At 69.3% G+C, this 15,129-nt stretch carries 12 protein-coding genes; 4 read left to right on the top strand and 8 right to left on the bottom strand.

Translation table 11 applies throughout. The features are described from left to right. Positions 1-84: 84 nt before the first annotated feature. From NE236_RS16630 to sdhC, 6 genes are all read right to left on the bottom strand, one after another. Positions 85-1,317 carry a coiled-coil domain-containing protein gene (locus tag NE236_RS16630; RefSeq protein ID WP_252842893.1) on the bottom strand — a complete coding sequence of 411 codons (1,233 nt, stop codon included), beginning with the start codon at positions 1,315-1,317 and terminating at the stop codon, positions 85-87. Continuing rightward, positions 1,314-3,686, bottom strand: coding sequence for a protein kinase domain-containing protein (locus NE236_RS16625; RefSeq protein ID WP_252842892.1), 2,373 nt, complete (start codon positions 3,684-3,686; stop codon positions 1,314-1,316). The genes NE236_RS16630 and NE236_RS16625 overlap by 4 nt, the downstream gene beginning before the upstream one ends. A gap of 70 nt (positions 3,687-3,756) precedes the next feature. Then, positions 3,757-4,338 carry a DUF4282 domain-containing protein gene (locus NE236_RS16620; protein WP_252842891.1) on the bottom strand — a complete coding sequence of 194 codons (582 nt, stop codon included), beginning with the start codon at positions 4,336-4,338 and terminating at the stop codon, positions 3,757-3,759. A gap of 252 nt (positions 4,339-4,590) precedes the next feature. Further along, positions 4,591-5,361, bottom strand: a complete 771-nt coding sequence (locus tag NE236_RS16615; RefSeq protein WP_252842890.1) for a succinate dehydrogenase/fumarate reductase iron-sulfur subunit — start codon at positions 5,359-5,361, stop codon at positions 4,591-4,593. 1 nt (position 5,362) lies between these two features. Next, entirely contained in the window at positions 5,363-7,273 is a 1,911-nt protein-coding gene (locus tag NE236_RS16610; RefSeq protein WP_252842889.1) for a fumarate reductase/succinate dehydrogenase flavoprotein subunit, read from the bottom strand. A gap of 12 nt (positions 7,274-7,285) precedes the next feature. After that, the gene (gene sdhC, locus NE236_RS16605; protein WP_252842888.1) at positions 7,286-8,116 is read right to left on the bottom strand and encodes a succinate dehydrogenase subunit SdhC; all 831 of its coding nucleotides are present in this window, start codon (positions 8,114-8,116) and stop codon (positions 7,286-7,288) included. A 298-nt stretch (positions 8,117-8,414) separates the two neighbouring features. Here sdhC and NE236_RS16600 point away from each other — a divergent pair, with 298 nt between their 5' ends. Then, on the top strand, positions 8,415-8,969 hold the full coding sequence (locus tag NE236_RS16600; protein ID WP_252842887.1) for a hypothetical protein: 555 nt from the start codon (positions 8,415-8,417) through the stop codon (positions 8,967-8,969). 101 nt (positions 8,970-9,070) lie between these two features. On the opposite strand, the gene NE236_RS16595 is transcribed toward NE236_RS16600, so the two are convergent. Continuing rightward, positions 9,071-9,997 (bottom strand): LysR substrate-binding domain-containing protein, encoded by a 927-nt coding sequence (locus NE236_RS16595; RefSeq protein ID WP_252842886.1) that lies wholly within the window; start codon positions 9,995-9,997, stop codon positions 9,071-9,073. Between the two features lie 88 nt (positions 9,998-10,085). Here NE236_RS16595 and NE236_RS16590 point away from each other — a divergent pair, with 88 nt between their 5' ends. The 3 genes from NE236_RS16590 to NE236_RS16580 are packed head-to-tail and all read left to right on the top strand — an operon-like array spanning position 10,086 to position 13,503. Continuing rightward, positions 10,086-10,826, top strand: a complete 741-nt coding sequence (locus NE236_RS16590; RefSeq protein ID WP_252842885.1) for a succinate dehydrogenase cytochrome b subunit — start codon at positions 10,086-10,088, stop codon at positions 10,824-10,826. A 2-nt stretch (positions 10,827-10,828) separates the two neighbouring features. Then, positions 10,829-12,763 carry a fumarate reductase/succinate dehydrogenase flavoprotein subunit gene (locus NE236_RS16585; protein WP_252842884.1) on the top strand — a complete coding sequence of 645 codons (1,935 nt, stop codon included), beginning with the start codon at positions 10,829-10,831 and terminating at the stop codon, positions 12,761-12,763. Then, positions 12,763-13,503, top strand: coding sequence for a succinate dehydrogenase/fumarate reductase iron-sulfur subunit (locus NE236_RS16580; protein WP_252842883.1), 741 nt, complete (start codon positions 12,763-12,765; stop codon positions 13,501-13,503). Before NE236_RS16585 ends, NE236_RS16580 begins: the two co-directional genes overlap by 1 nt. A gap of 73 nt (positions 13,504-13,576) precedes the next feature. Here the strand turns inward: NE236_RS16580 and NE236_RS16575 are convergent, their stop codons facing one another. Further along, positions 13,577-14,953 (bottom strand): GH39 family glycosyl hydrolase, encoded by a 1,377-nt coding sequence (locus tag NE236_RS16575; protein ID WP_252842882.1) that lies wholly within the window; start codon positions 14,951-14,953, stop codon positions 13,577-13,579. Positions 14,954-15,129: the final 176 nt, after the last annotated feature.

Raw genomic sequence — 15,129 nt, 5'->3', positions numbered from 1 at the left:
GACCGGCGGCGCCACGACGGTGCCCGTCGAATGACCGGCAGAGCACGGCCGGTACCGGGGTGGAACGACGTCCACCCCGGGGCTTCACCTGCCGAGTTCCCGGCGCTGTTCGTCCTGCTGGCGACGTGATCGCTGTCGCTGTGCGACCGGGAGACGCTGCGTACCCGGCTCGACCCGCCACCGTACGTCGGCGTGGACGCCCGCCTCGCTGAGGCGTTCCCGAGCCGCGTCGAAGGAGGCGCACCACTGCTCCTCCCGCTCGACGTCGAGACGACGCTGCTCGTCGCTCTCCGCCGGTTCGGTACGCAGCAACGCCATCCGCACCTGGCGGGCGTCGTCGACGCGGACCTTGACGGCGTGCTGTGGCCAGTCGCCTCGCGTCAGCACCGCTTCACCGTCCTGAGCGGTCAGCGTCTCGAAGCCGTCGCCGACCTCGTATCCCAACGCGCCGAACGTCTCACGCAGGACCTCGGTCACGTAGCGATGTTCGGCCTGCCGTTGCGCGTCCTCGACGAGACGGGCGGCCTCGGCACGCAGCGCCTCATCGAAGGGACGTGTTCCGTCGGCGACCTCGCCGAGCCGTGGCCGTACGGACTCCGCGGCGGGGTGGGCCTCCAGTTCCCGCAGGAATCGCAGTGCGGCGGCCCTGCCGTCACGGCGCTCGCGGGCTCGTTCGTTGGCGTCCTGGATACGGATCCGAACCTCGGTGAGCCGCCCTTCGGCCTCCGACGCCGTCGGCGCGTGCACGACCTGTTCGGCTGCCTCCGTGACGGACCGCCGATCATCGCCGGCGGCGTCCGGTGCCAGCCGCTTGAGAACGCGGGTCAGGTCATCAGGGGAGGTCGGCGGGCGAGGCACGGCGGACGATCGGCCTTCCTGCGGCCTGGCCTTGAGCGGCGTCGAAGCGGCGTCGAAGATGCGTCCGGTGGCCGCTTCGGCGATCGCCGTCGCCAGTGACTCCTCGGCGGGCGCGATCTGTGCGTCCGCCTGGATGATCCAGGCGGCGAGTTCATCGGCGGACCGGCCGGCGAGCTCGATCGGGGTCGGCAGGCCGACGGCCAGGCCGTGGTGGCGAGCGGATTGCGCGAGCGCGGCGATACGAGCGGTGCGGTCCAGCGCCTCACCGACCGTCTTCTCCAACTCCTGGGCCTCCTGAAGCCGTTGTGCCTGCGCCTCGGCACGCCCCTCGGCCAGGGCGGCGAGCGCCCCCGCGCCGGCTGCCGCCAATCCGGCGGCACCACCCATCACGCGGACGAGCCCTAGAGAGGCGATCACGGCCGCGTCAAGGGCGATGTCCGCTTCCACACCACTGCTCACAGTCGTCCTCCCACAGCCTGCTCCCGGGCCGTTTCATGCGCTTGTCGCCACCGCTGCATCCGCACGGCCGTCACGACGATGTGTGCAAGCGGCACCATGACCAGCACCGCCAGCCAGAGCAGCCACGAGACGGCGACCAATGCGGGGATCAGAATGAGAAGCATGAGGAGAGGCAGGACGCAGAGAAGAACCGCGACTCCGCACCCCCGGTTGCCGGTTCTTCGACTCCTCCGTGATACCGCCTGAGAAGCTCCGGACAACGCCCGGCTCGTCGAACCGAAGATCTTCGCCAGTGGTGACCATGGCGTGGAACTCATGTAGTCGGCGCCCAGCTTGGAAGCGAGGAAGACCTCGGACCCGGTGTCGACCACCCAGGCGATGGCGCCGATCAGCAGGAACGGCAGAGTGAAGGCGGAGGTGTCGACGGCCTGACCGCCCCGCTCCGAAGAGGCCAGCCGGACGATGCTCAGGATCACCCGACCGCCGCCGATCCAGAGGACCGCCAGCGGGAGGGTCCACAGCACGGCGCGGATCATGGCCGCCCGGCGTCCTGACAGCCGGTGCCGCTCCCGTTCTTCCCAGTGCCCACGACCCTCGGCGGATCGTTGTTCGGCCTCGTAGTGTCGGCGAGCCGTCGCCTCGACCTCGAGCACCGCGTCCGGGGCCGTACGGATCACTGCGAACAGTCGGAGGAGATCGTCCCCGGCCTGATCGGAGAGCCAGGCGAACCAGGGAACCGGTTCCCGTACCGAGTCGCGGGCACGATCGGCTGCCACGGCCAGTGATCGCTGGGCCTCGTCGGGGTGTCCCGCGAGCGCGAGCAGCGTGACCAAGATGACGGGGGGCTCGTCCAGGCCGGCGGCGCCCGCGTCGGACAGGCGGTTCGCCGATCGGGGCAGCTGGGAACGCAGCCATTCGGCCTGCCGGTTCCAGGACGTCACCAGTCCCTGCCAGCGGTGGTCGATCGCGGTCAGTTCGTCGGTTCCGGAGAAACCCGCCAGGACGGGCAGCAGCCGATGCTCCCAGAGGGCCCGCGCCGCGCGCGCCGCCGTGTGGTGGTCGGGATGGTGCTCGTCGTCGACGATGGCAGCCAGGACGGGGAGGTCTTCGGGGAGCAGGCGCAGCCCGAGGAAGTGCGGGTCGAGGGTCGGATCCAGCCAGCGCAGCAGGTACAGCAGTTTGACGTCGGGTGGACGGTCGCCGGTCAGGTGTTCGTCGATGAGGCGGATGCGGCTTTCTGAATCGTCGCCGAAGCCGTTCAGCCAGCCGCGTAGTGCCTGCCACGCCTCGCTCGGACCGACAGGGGTGTACATCGTCCCGAAGAAGTAGCGGGCCGCGGGCTCCCAGTCGGCCATCAACGCGCGCGCGAGTTCACTTCGGTCGGTGTACGTCCGGCCGCCGAAGGCCAGCGCGCCCGAAGAGGCGCCTGCGGAGAGCGGTGACGCGCTGGGAGGCGCCGGCGTGGCCACCGCGGGATTCTCCCCGCCGAGCCACTGCCCGACCTCGTCACCGCTCCATCGTTTACGCGGGTCACGGGTCAGCAGGCCCTGGCAGAGCAGACGCATCCGAGGGTCGGCGATGTCGTCGCAGTCGATCGTGCGGGTCGCGAGATGGTCGACGACCGCGGTCTCGCTCATGCCCGCGAACGGGGTACGGCCGGTCAACAGCTCCCGCGCGATGATGCCGAGTGACCACCAGTCACGGGCGGGGGAGACCTGTCCGGACAGCGACTCCGGCGCGGCGTACGCGAGAGTGCGCGACGACGAGGCGAAGACCACACTCTGCTCGATCACCCGGCTCAGGCCGAAGTCGGTGATGGCGAGGCGGAGCGGGGTCGTGCCGCGGACCAGGACGTTCTCCGGCTTCAGATCGCGGTGCACGATCCCGGCCGCGTGCAGCCGGTCCAACCCGCCCGCGAGCTGTGCGACGACCTCGGCGACCAGGGCCGGAGGCAGTTGAGCCCCGAGGACCCGCAGGTTACCCGCCGGAACGTACTCGATGACCTCGTAGTCGCGTCCCTCGGCGTGTCCCGTCTCGAGGATGCGCACGACATGCGGGGAGTCGAGCGTCGGCAGTTTCTGCCACACCGAGCGGTCGGCGGTGAAGCCGCGCCGGAAGATCTTGACGACGAGCTCCGTGCCCGCGTGGTCCCGGACGTGCAACAGGTCGGATTCCGCGCCCTGCGCGGGGAGCTCACCTAGTACCGAGAGGCGGTCGCCGAGGTCGGCGGGGAGCCGGACGAGGGAGGGCCCGGGCGAGCCGCCGTCCCGACGGGTGGCACCCGGCGCGTCATGTTGGGATGGTGCTGTGTCCCGACGCGTCCCGAACTCCTCGCGCCGTGTCTCGGACGGCCCTTCGATGTCCGCCACTACCTGTCCCTCGCCACGTCAGTAGGTGCTTCCGAGAGCCTAACGCCCTGGCCTTGGCGGGCCACAGTGATCAGCGCAGATCTCCCCGCTCGCGTATCGCCTTCAGGTGCTCGGTGATCTTGAACTGGTTGATCACGAATTCCATGGAGACACGGAGGACCAGGACGTAGAAGATCCAGGTCAGTGGCGCAGCGAAGCTGACCATGAGTCCCAGCAATGCGTTCCACTGGAAGATCGAGTACCCATACCACAGGATGATCAGAGAGAAGAAGCTGATCAGTAGCAGGAAGACGACGTAGATCACTCGGGCGAGCTTGACCGTGATCATGTGGTCGAAGTTCATGTCGAAGATCGCGCCGAAGAAGCCCTTGCCAGCGGGGCGGGGTGGGTAGCCCGGTGATCCCTGGGGGGCGTGCGGAGGGGGGCCGTAGCCGGGGGGCGGGCCCTGCCAGGGGCTGGCCGGAGGCGGGGGCTGGTTCGGCGGCGGGGGGTATCCGCTGTACGGCGGCTGCCCACCTTGATACGGGCCTGGGTCGCCCTGATAGGGCTGTGAATCGTCGCGATACGGCTGAGGATCGCCCTGATACGGCTGGGGGTCGCCCTGGCGGGGGGGTGGGGGACGGTGTCCGGGATCGTCGGGGGCGTTGGACATCTCTGTCTCCTCGGCTTCCACCCGTCACAGGTTAGAGCGCCGCGGGTCTCAGTTCACATGACCAGGCCGTGCTGATCCTGTTTGTCCGCTTCGCCGGAGCGGGACACGGGTCGGCGGCTGTGACCGTCGATCACGCGGCGACGCGGCCTCGGCGTGGCGGCGCGCCAACGCCCGAGCCACCGACCGGCGGCCGCGGCGAGCGGCACGCGCGGCGTCCCGGCGACTCGCCGGGACGCCGCGCGGGCCGGCCGGTCAGGCCTTGGGGGTCTCCTTGTCGCGCTTCACGATGCCGATCTTGGAGCCGAGCCAGACCAGCGGGTCGTAGCGGCGGCCCACGACGCGCTCCTTCATGGGGATGAGCGCGTTGTCGGTGATCTTGATGTGCTCGGGGCAGACCTCGGTGCAGCACTTGGTGATGTTGCAGTAGCCGAGCCCGAACTCGTCCTGGGCGATCTGCCGGCGGTCGGCCACGTCGGCCGGGTGCATCTCCAGCTCGGCGACCCGCATGAGGAAGCGCGGACCGGAGAAGTGCTCCTTGTTCTCCTCATGGTCGCGGATGACGTGGCAGGTGTTGTTGCACAGGAAGCATTCGATGCACTTGCGGAACTCCTGCGAGCGCTCGACGTCCACCTGCTGCATGCGGAACTCGCCGGGCTTGACGTCGCCGCCGTCGAAGGACGGGACCTCCCGCGCCTTCTCGTAGTTGTAGGAGACGTCGGTGACCAGGTCGCGGATGACCGGGAACGTGCGCATCGGCGTGACCGTGACGGTCTCGTCCTCGGCGAACGTCGACATCCGCGTCATGCACATCAGCCGCGGCCTGCCGTTGATCTCGGCGGAACAGGAGCCGCACTTGCCGGCCTTGCAGTTCCAGCGGACGGCCAGGTCCTGCGCCTCGGTGGCCTGCAGCCGGTGGATGACGTCGAGGACGACCTCGCCCTCGTTGACCTCGACCGTGTAGTCCTTGAGCTCGCCTTCACCCGCGTCGCCGCGCCAGACCCGGAACTTCGCCTTGTAGCCCATCTCAGTTCTTCTCCTCAGCGGGGAGCTCGCCCTCGGTCAGGTACTTCTGCAGCTCGTCGAGTTCGAAGAGCGAGAGCAGGTCCTCCCGCATCGGCTCCATGTCCTGGCGCTTGAGCTCGACGACGCCGTCGCGGACCCGGCAGACCAGGTTGACCTTGCGCCAGTCGGCGGACATCTTCGGGTAGTCGTCGCGGGTGTGGCCGCCGCGGCTCTCCTGGCGTTCGAGGGCGGCGCGCGCGACGCACTCCGAGACGATCATCATGTTGCGCAGGTCCAGGGCGAGGTGCCAGCCGGGATGGTAGGCGGGGCCCTGGCCCTCCTTGGGCGACGCGCCGGCCGAGGGTGCGACCGCGACGTTCTGGACGCGCTCGCGGAGCTTGCCGAGGGCCTCGATGGCCTGCTCCAGCTCGTCCTCGCGGCGGATGATGCCGACGAGGTCGTTCATCGTCTGCTGGAGCTCCTGGTGCACCGTGTAGGGGTTCTCCCCGGCCTCGCGCTCGTACGGCTCGAGGGCCTCGGCCATCGCCGCCTCGATCTCCGACTCCGGCACCGACACGGTGGTGGCGGAGGCGTACTCCGAGGCGCCCAGTCCGGCCCGGCGTCCGAAGACCAGCAGGTCGGACAGGGAGTTACCGCCGAGGCGGTTGGACCCGTGCATGCCGCCGGAGACCTCGCCGGCGGCGAACAGGCCCGGGACGAGCGCGGCGGCGGTGTCGGGGTCGACCTCGACGCCGCCCATGACGTAGTGGCAGGTCGGGCCGACCTCCATGGGCTCGGCCGTGATGTCGACGTCGGCCAGCTCCTTGAACTGGTGGTGCATCGACGGCAGCCGCTTGATGATCTGCTCGGGCTTGAGGCGGGAGGCGATGTCGAGGAAGACGCCGCCGTGCGGTGATCCGCGGCCGGCCTTGACCTCGGAGTTGATCGCGCGGGCGACCTCGTCACGGGGCAGCAGCTCGGGTGGGCGCCGGTTGTTGTCCGGGTCCTCGTACCAGCCGTCGGCCTCTTCCTCCGTCGTCGCGTACTTGTCCTTGAACACCTCGGGGATGTACTCGAACATGAAGCGCTTGTCGTCGGAGTTCTTCAGCACGCCGCCGTCGCCGCGTACGGACTCGGTGACGAGGATGCCCTTGACCGACGGCGGCCAGACCATGCCGGTCGGGTGGAACTGCACGAACTCCATGTTGATCAGCGACGCGCCGGCCAGCAGTGCGAGCGCGTGGCCGTCCCCGGTGTACTCCCAGGAGTTGGAGGTCACCTTGAAGGACTTGCCGATGCCGCCGGTGGCGAGCACCACGGCGGGCGCCTCGAAGACCACGAACTTTCCGGTCTCGCGGATGTAGCCGAACGCTCCGCAGATCCTGCCCTGCTCGTCCTTGAGGAGCCGGGTGACCGTCGTCTCGGCGAAGACCCGCAGCCGCGCGTCGTAGTCGCCGAACTCCTTGTGGTCCTCCTGCTGGAGAGCGACGATCTTCTGCTGGCAGGTGCGGATCAGCTCCAGGCCGGTGCGGTCGCCGACGTGCGCGAGGCGCGGGTACTCGTGCCCGCCGAAGTTGCGCTGGCTGATCTTGCCGTCCTTGGTGCGGTCGAACAGCGCGCCCCAGGCCTCCAGCTCCCAGATGCGCTCGGGGGCCTCCTTGGCGTGCAGCTCGGCCATGCGCCAGTTGTTGAGGAACTTCCCGCCGCGCATGGTGTCGCGGTAGTGGACCTGCCAGTTGTCATTCGGGTTGGCGTTGCCCATGGCCGCCGCGGCACCGCCCTCGGCCATGACCGTGTGGGCCTTGCCGAAGAGCGACTTGGAGATGATCGCGGTCTTCTTGCCCTGCAGCCGCGCCTCGATCGCGGCGCGCAGTCCGGCGCCGCCGGCGCCGATGACGACGACGTCGTACTGCAGCCTCTCAATGTCAGTCACTTGTGGTCGTCCTTAGTTGAAGATCCGCAGGTCGGAGAATGAGCCGTGCGCGACGAGTGCGACGTACGCGTCGGCCAGCGCGAGAGTGCCGAGCGTGATCAGCGCGAACTGCCCGTGCCGGGCGTTCAGCTTGCTGATCTGCGTCCAGAGCCAGTAGCGGACGGGGTGCTTGGAGAAGCTCTTCAGGCGCCCGCCCATGACGTGCCGGCACGAGTGGCAGGACAGGGTGTAGCCCCACAGCATGATCACGTTGACCCACAGGATGATGGTGCCCAGCCCGATGCCGAAGCCGCCGTCCTTGCCGTGGAAGGCGTTGATCGCGTCCCACGTGTTGACGAGGGAGATGAGGGCCGCGACCACCCAGAAGTAGCGGTGGGCGTTCTGCAGGATGAGCGGCAACCGCGTCTCGCCGGAGTAGGCGCCGGGCGTCTTGCGGGCGGGGCTCTTGTCCGGGACCGCGCACGCCGACGGGGTGAGCCAGAACGCCCGGTAGTACGACTTGCGGTAGTAGTAGCACGTCAGCCGGAACCCGAGCAGGAACGGCAGGGAGATCAGGGCGTACGGGATGAAGAACGGCAGGTGGTCGGGGACGAACCTGCCGAAGTCCGCGGCCCCGGCCGGGCACGCCTTGCTGACGCACGGCGAGTAGAACGGCGTCAGGTAGTGGTACTTCTCAACCCAGAAACTGCTGCCCATCATCGAGCGTACGGTCGCGTAGATCACCCACGCCGTGAACACGATGAACGTGGTCAGGGGGCTGGTCCAATAGCGGTCCGTGCGTAGGGTGCGCGCCGGGATCCGGGCTCGATCCTTGGCCGGCGCGTCCACCGTCGTCTGCGTCATCCGGAGTCTCCATCGAAGGCACATCGCCTGGGAGGGCCGCCTATACTCCAGCCTCTCCTCTGCGGGGCGCTCTACGTTATTAGGGAGTTGTCACGAGCAAGATACGAGGCGCGGTCACCGAATGTGAAACTGCCCACTTACTAGCGAGTAACCGGGCTAATTATGCGCCAAATGTGACCAAAATCGGTATTTGTGAATTATGATGCCTAATAGGCGTTTGTTCCGCTAATGTCCGATTGTGTGCTCGTGGGATGGCATGAGATCGCGGCTCCCGGGAGTCGCCTGACGGGAGTGAGGGATGGGGCAACGGTCACGGTCGAGCTTCGGCCCGGGCGCGTACGTCGTGCGTTACGCCTGGTGGAGCCCGCTCGTCCCCGCCGTCGTCGGCGCGGTTCTCGTCGCCGGATTCGTCATCGGGGAGCTGCGGCGCCCGGCGAGTGCGCGCTGGCGTCCCGGCGCGCATCCGAGCGTCGGTGACTGGGTGAACTTCTGGGCCGGCTGCCTGATGCCGCTCGCCGGTGTCGGCCTGTTCGTGCTCGCGGCCGTCTATCTGCGCCGCGTTGTACGGGGGCGGGTGGCGTTCGCCGTGACCCGCGACGGCGTCTTCTGGTGCCCCTCGGGGGACCGCGCCAAGGGCGAGTGGTTCTCCTGGGACGACGTCGCGGCGATCGAGTTCCACGCGGCCGAGGGCGGCTCGACCGGCCACGGCGCCGTGGCGTTGCGGGGTTACGCGCCGCCCGACGAGGAGCCGCCGCGTCTGGTGTCGACCCGCCTGGGCGGCTGGCGGATCGCCCGGCGGAGGCTGGCCAGGGCACTGCGCGAGTTCGCCCCGCACGTCGACGTGATCACCTGACGCCCGCTGCGGGCGCGCGCCCGGCGGACGCCGTGCGTGTGTACCTCGCCGGCGTCCCGCGGGGCGGCCGGCGCGTCGGCGTGACCGCCGGAACCGCCGTCTCAGTCGAGCCGCTCGACCCCCGGCGGGAGGGCGTCGTCGGTCTCGGCGTCGCGCAGGAATCCGAGCAGCGTCTCGCGGAACGCCCGTGCGGCGTGCGTCGGGTCGACGTCCTTGCGGCGGGCCAGCGCGATCGTGCGCTGCAGCCCGGGCGGAGCCAGGGGAGTGCCCACGAGGCCGGGCCGCCCGGCGAGCACCATCGACGGCACGACGGCCGAGCCCATGCCGGCCTCGACGAACCGCAGTACCGCGTCCATCTCCCCGCCCTCGACGGCGAACCGCGGCTCGAACCCCGCCTGCCGGCAGGCCGCCTGGGTCGCCTCCCGCAGGTCGTACCCGCGGCGGAACATCACCAGCGGCCGCGACCGCAGGTCCTCGATCCGCAGCGGGGAGCGTTTCGGCGCGTCCGCGTGCGGCGAGACGACGATCAGGTCCTCGCGCAGGATCGGCATCGTCTCCAGGGCCGGGTCCGTGCTCTGCAGCGGCAGGATGATCAGGGCCAGGTCCAGCTGCCCGCGCGCCAGGTCCCGTACGAGGTCGCGGGAGCCGCCCTCCTCGACCCGCAGCTCGATGCCGGGATAGCGGGTGCGGAAGCGCATCAGCGCGTCGGCGAGCAGGCCGGCGAACAGCGATGGGGTCGCGCCGAGCCGTACGCGCCCGCGCCGCAGCCCGGTCAGGTCCTGGACCTCCCGGCGCGCCGTCTCGACGTCCGCGAGGATGCGCCGCGCGAGGGGGAGCAGCGCCTCGCCGGCGGGCGTCAGCGTGATGTTGCCACGGGCGCGGCTGAACAGCGGGGCGCCCAGCTCCGCCTCCAGCGTCCTGATCTGCTTGGACAGGGACGGCTGTGCGACGCGCAGAGTTTCCGCCGCCTGTGTGAAGTGCCTCACCTCGGCCACGGCGACGAAGTACGAAAGCTGCTGTAGCTGCACGGTTCATAGCCTACGGCTATGGAAACAAGCGTCGTCATGTCTTGGACGCCACCGTAAAAACGGACATAGCTTGCGCGATGTGTCGTCCGTGACCCGATCCACGCCGGTGGCCACCCGTCCCCGCCCGAAGACGCCCTCGTCGGCGGCCGGTCCGCTGAAGCGGTACCGCTCCTCCGTCGGCCGAAAGGTCGTCATGGCGGTGACCGGCGCCATCCTCTTCCTGTTCGTGATCACCCACATGCTCGGCGACCTCAAGGCCTTCCTGGGCCGGGAGGACTTCAACCACTACTCCTACTGGCTGCGATCGGTCGGCGCGCCGGCGCTCCCGCACCGCGTCTTCCTGAGCAGCCTGGAAGCCGGCCTCGTCGTCGCCGTGATCCTGCACATATGGGCGGCGGTCTCCCTGGCCCGCCAGGCGCGCCGAGCCCGCCCCGTCCGGTACGCCGCGCGGCCCAAGGTGCACGAGAACGGGTACGCCACGTACGTCATGCGGTACGGCGGGGTCGTCATCCTGCTGTTCGTCATCTGGCATCTGCTGGACCTGACCTTCGGAGCCGTCAACCCGAAGGGCGAGAACGCCACGCCGTACGACAAGGTCATCGCGGACTTCGACCCCGCCCGCTGGTACATCACCCTTTTCTACATCGTCGCCGTCATCCTGGTCGGCCTCCACCTGCGCCACGGCCTGTTCAGCGCCGTCCAGACGCTCGGCTGGGGCCGCCAGGGCCGTTACCCCGCCATCCGCCTGGTCGCCGACGTCACCGCGGCGCTGGTGGTGCTCGGCTTCGTGGCCGTTCCCGTCGGGGTCACGATCGGAGTGTTGAAGTAGCCATGGACGAACTGTTCACCGAGGGCGCCCCCATCGAGGACACCAAGGCGCCGGAGGGCCCGCTCGAGGAGTGCTGGGACAAGCGCCGTTTCGGCGGCAAGCTGGTCAATCCGGCCAACCGCAGGAAGCTGTCGGTCATCGTGGTGGGCACCGGCCTGGCCGGCGGCTCGGCCGCCGCGACGCTCGGCGAGCTGGGCTATCAGGTCAAGTCGTTCTGCTACCAGGACAGCCCGCGGCGCGCGCACAGCATCGCGGCGCAGGGCGGCATCAACGCCGCCAAGAACTACCGCAACGACGGCGACAGCATCCAGCGCCTCTTCTACGACACGATCAAGGGCGGCGACTACCGGTCCCGCGAGTCGAACGTCTACCGCCTCGCCCAGGTCAGCGTCGAGATCATCGACCAGTGCGTGGCGCAGGGCGTGCCGTTCGCCCGCGACTACGGCGGCCTCCTGGACACCCGGTCGTTCGGCGGCGTGCAGGTCTCCCGGACGTTCTACGCCCGCGGTCAGACGGGCCAGCAGCTGCTGCTCGGCGCCTATCAGGCGCTCGAGCGGCAGGTCGCGGCCGGCACCGTGCAGATGTTCGCCCGGCACGAGATGCTCGAGCTGATCGTCGTCGACGGCGTGGCGCGCGGCATCGTCGCCCGTGACATGGTCACCGGCGAGATCGAGACGCACACCGCCGACGCGGTCGTGCTGGCGTCCGGCGGCTACGGCAACGTCTTCTTCCTGTCGACCAACGCCAAGGGCTGCAACGTCACGGCGACCTGGCGGGCGCATCGCAAGGGCGCGCTGTTCGCCAACCCGTGCTTCACGCAGATCCACCCGACCTGCATCCCGCCGAGCGGTGATCACCAGTCGAAGCTGACCCTGATGTCGGAGTCGCTGCGCAACGACGGCCGCGTCTGGGTGCCGGCGAAGAAGGGCGACACCCGCAAGGCGGCCGACATCCCCGAGGACGAACGCGACTACTACCTCGAGCGCATCTACCCGTCGTTCGGCAACCTGGTGCCGCGGGACATCGCCTCCCGCGCCGCCAAGAACGTCTGCGACGAGGGCCGGGGCGTCGGTCCGGGCGGGCTGGGCGTCTACCTGGACTTCGCCGACGCGATCGCGCGGCTCGGCCGGGACGCCGTCGCGGCCAAGTACGGCAACCTGTTCGAGATGTACGAGCGCATCACCGGCGAGGACCCGTTCGACGTCCCGATGCGCATCTACCCGGCGGTGCACTACACGATGGGCGGCCTGTGGGTCGACTACGACCTGCAGTCGACCATCCCGGGCCTGTTCGTGATCGGCGAGGCGAACTTCTCCGACCACGGCGCGAACCGCCTCGGCGCGTCCGCGCTGATGCAGGGCCTCGCCGACGGCTACTTCGTGCTGCCGAACACCATCAGCGACTACCTGGCCAAGGGACCGTTCGAGAAGATCGGTGAGGACCACGAGGCCGTCGTCGAGGCCCGCGAGGCGGTCGACAGCCGCATCGAGAAGCTCCTGTCGATCGACGGCGACCGTACGCCCGACTCCTTCCACCGCGAGCTCGGCGCGGTCATGTGGGAGTACTGCGGGATGGAACGCCACGAGGTCGGCCTCCTCAAGGCGATCGAGCGGATCCGCGAGCTGCGCGAGGAGTTCTGGACCCGCGTCAAGGTCCCGGGCGAGAACGAGGAGTTCAACCAGAACCTTGAGAAGGCCGGCCGCATCGCCGACTTCTTCGAGCTGGCCGAGCTGATGTGCATCGACGCGCTCCACCGCGAGGAGTCCTGCGGCGGCCACTTCTGCACCGCGTCGCAGACCCCTGACGGCGAGGCGCTCCGCGACGACGAGAGGTTCGCCTACGTGGCGGCGTGGGAGTACACGGGCGGCGCGCCCGTCCTCCACAAGGAGGACCTCGAGTACGAGAACGTCAAGATGACCCAGAGGTCGTACAAGTAATGAAGCTCACGCTGAAGATCTGGCGGCAGCAGAACACCGCCGACAAGGGCCGGATGGTCTCGTACGAGCTCGACGACGTCTCGCCGGACATGTCGTTCCTGGAGATGCTCGACATCCTCAACGAGCGGCTGATCCTCGAGGACGAGGACCCGGTCGCGTTCGACCACGACTGCCGTGAGGGCATCTGCGGCATGTGCTCGCTGGTGATCGACGGCACGCCGCACGGGCCGGAGAAGGCCACGACCACCTGCCAGCTGCACATGCGGAAGTTCAAAGACGGCGACGTCATCACGATCGAGCCGTGGCGGGCGCGGGCGTTCCCGGTCATCAAGGACCTGGTCGTGGACCGGACGGCGTTCGACCGGATCATCCAGGCCGGCGGCTACATCAGCGCCCCGACCGGCTCGGCGCCCGAGGCGGCGGCCATTCCGGTGCCGAAGGACGACGCGAACGACGCGTTCGACGCGGCGACCTGCATCGGCTGCGGGGCGTGCGTGGCGGCCTGCCCGAACGCCTCCGCGATGCTGTTCACCGCCGCGAAGATCACCCACCTGGGCCTGCTGCCGCAGGGCCAGCCGGAACGGTACGACCGGGTCACCGCGATGGTGGACCAGATGGACGCCGAGGGCTTCGGCGGCTGCACGAACACCGGCGAGTGCACCGCGGTCTGCCCGAAGGGAATCCCGCTCGAGACGATCTCCCGTCTCAACGCCGACCTGCTCAAGGCCTACCGAGGCTGAGCGGGCCGCGACCGGACTTCACGGCCCGGGCGGAAGGTACGTCCCCCTTTCCGCCCGGGCCGTGAACATGTCTCTAACCGATCGCGAGCTGTGTGACGGACGGACCGGGCAGGGTGACGCTGATCTGCCCGGACTGGACGGGCAGCGAGCCGAGCGACGTGGGCGTGGCGTAGGAGACCGTGTTGCCGTCCTTCTGGAACGCGGTGGCCGTGGTGCCGCTGTCGACCCCGATGACGGCCTGCCGGTTCGTCGTGCCCTTGTTCACGATCACGATCACCTTCGGGTTCGCCGACGCGTAGGCCTCGACGTCGGGGAGGGTCGTCGACGAGGAGACCAGGCTGGTGCCGAAGTGCCTCAGCGAGGTGCCCTGCTGCCCCGTGAAGAAGCCCAGGCCGCTGTAGATCGGCATCCGCTCGTCCAGGCCGGCGCCGTTCTGGGCGTACGACGGCCGGTCCGCGTTGACCTGGTCGTACAACAGGCCGAGCGCGCCGTTCTTGTCGGCGTAGGCCATGCCGGTCCCGCCGGCGTTCACCACGTGGCCGAAGGCGCTGGCGGCCCACCAGACGGCGGCGTTGCGGTACTGCAGGGGCTCGGTGCCGGTGTTCCCGCAGCTGCTCGGCGCGGTGTGCACGCTCCAGTCGGAGTTCATCTCACCGACCTCGATGCCGATCGAGGAGGCCCGGCTCGGGACCGTCGTCTGGATCATGCCGCGCAGGCGGGTGATGTCGTTCTCCCAGCCGACGGTATTGGCGAGCAGCTGGTCGTCGCAGAGGAACGTGTCTCCGCCCATGCCGTACTTGTGGAAGTCGACGAAGTCCGCCCGTGAGCCGCTGCCCGTGAGGAATGTCTGGAGGAAGTCCCAGTTCGGGTAGGCCGTGGCGGGTCCGCCGATCTTGATGGTCGGGTCGACGGCCTTCATCGCGTCGTAGACCGCGTTGAACTTCGCGGAGTAGTCCGCCGCCTCCATCTTGGCCCCGTCGGGTTCGTTGCCGAGGATCCAGCGGGTGACCGTGTTCGGCGCCGTTCCGGTGTTGAAGTGGCGGACCAGCCCGGCGGCGTCGACGGCGTCCAGGGGCGCGATCACGACGGGTGCCGCGCCGAGGTTCTTGATCGACGATACCCACTCGTCGCCGGTCGGCCCGCGGTCGGCGCCGTCACCGCCGGCCACGATCTTGCTGGTGGTGTCGCCGGGGACACTGTAGACGAGCTGCATGCGGGCCAGGCCGTACCGGCCGCCGCCGAGCATGGCGCGCTGGGCGGCGTCGTTGGTGATGTAGTTCCCGTAGCCGTACCCGGAGATGTCGATGCCGAAGGTCTCGGGCGGCACAGTGCGGACCGTCGTACCGAAGGCGACGGTGATGGTGGCGGTCGCGGCGTCGGCCGGGGCGGTGCCGGACAGGAGTGCGGTGGCCACCGTGACGGTGGACAGGAGGGCTTTGAGGGTTCTCATGCGGTCGGCCGGCTCCGGGTGAAGGGGTGATCCGTGGGTCGTGCGGCGGTGGTCCGGCATGCGCCGATGGCCCCACCGCCCGCGCGCCGATCTTCGCAGTCGCGGCCGCCTTTCGACAGGGACCCACGGCCCAATCACGAGCCGTCCGTCCGTGGTGGCCGTCGGTGCGTCCGAGT

This window comes from Actinoallomurus purpureus, from assembly GCF_024055795.1.
GTDB lineage: Bacteria > Actinomycetota > Actinomycetes > Streptosporangiales > Streptosporangiaceae > Actinoallomurus > Actinoallomurus purpureus.
The sequence above is the reverse complement of the archived record's forward strand: the minus strand, read 5'-3'. Positions and strand labels throughout refer to the sequence as shown.

What these genes read in the sequence shown, in the direction of transcription:
- sdhC (WP_252842888.1), bottom strand. Translation starts at nt 8,116, where the DNA reads ATGACGCAGACGACGGTGGACGCGCCGGCCAAGGATCGAGCCCGGATC.
- NE236_RS16620 (WP_252842891.1), bottom strand. Translation starts at nt 4,338, where the DNA reads ATGTCCAACGCCCCCGACGATCCCGGACACCGTCCCCCACCCCCCCGC.
- NE236_RS16580 (WP_252842883.1), top strand. Translation starts at nt 12,763, where the DNA reads ATGAAGCTCACGCTGAAGATCTGGCGGCAGCAGAACACCGCCGACAAG.
- NE236_RS16615 (WP_252842890.1), bottom strand. Translation starts at nt 5,361, where the DNA reads ATGGGCTACAAGGCGAAGTTCCGGGTCTGGCGCGGCGACGCGGGTGAA.
- NE236_RS16585 (WP_252842884.1), top strand. Translation starts at nt 10,829, where the DNA reads ATGGACGAACTGTTCACCGAGGGCGCCCCCATCGAGGACACCAAGGCG.
- NE236_RS16575 (WP_252842882.1), bottom strand. Translation starts at nt 14,953, where the DNA reads ATGAGAACCCTCAAAGCCCTCCTGTCCACCGTCACGGTGGCCACCGCA.
- NE236_RS16600 (WP_252842887.1), top strand. Translation starts at nt 8,415, where the DNA reads ATGGGGCAACGGTCACGGTCGAGCTTCGGCCCGGGCGCGTACGTCGTG.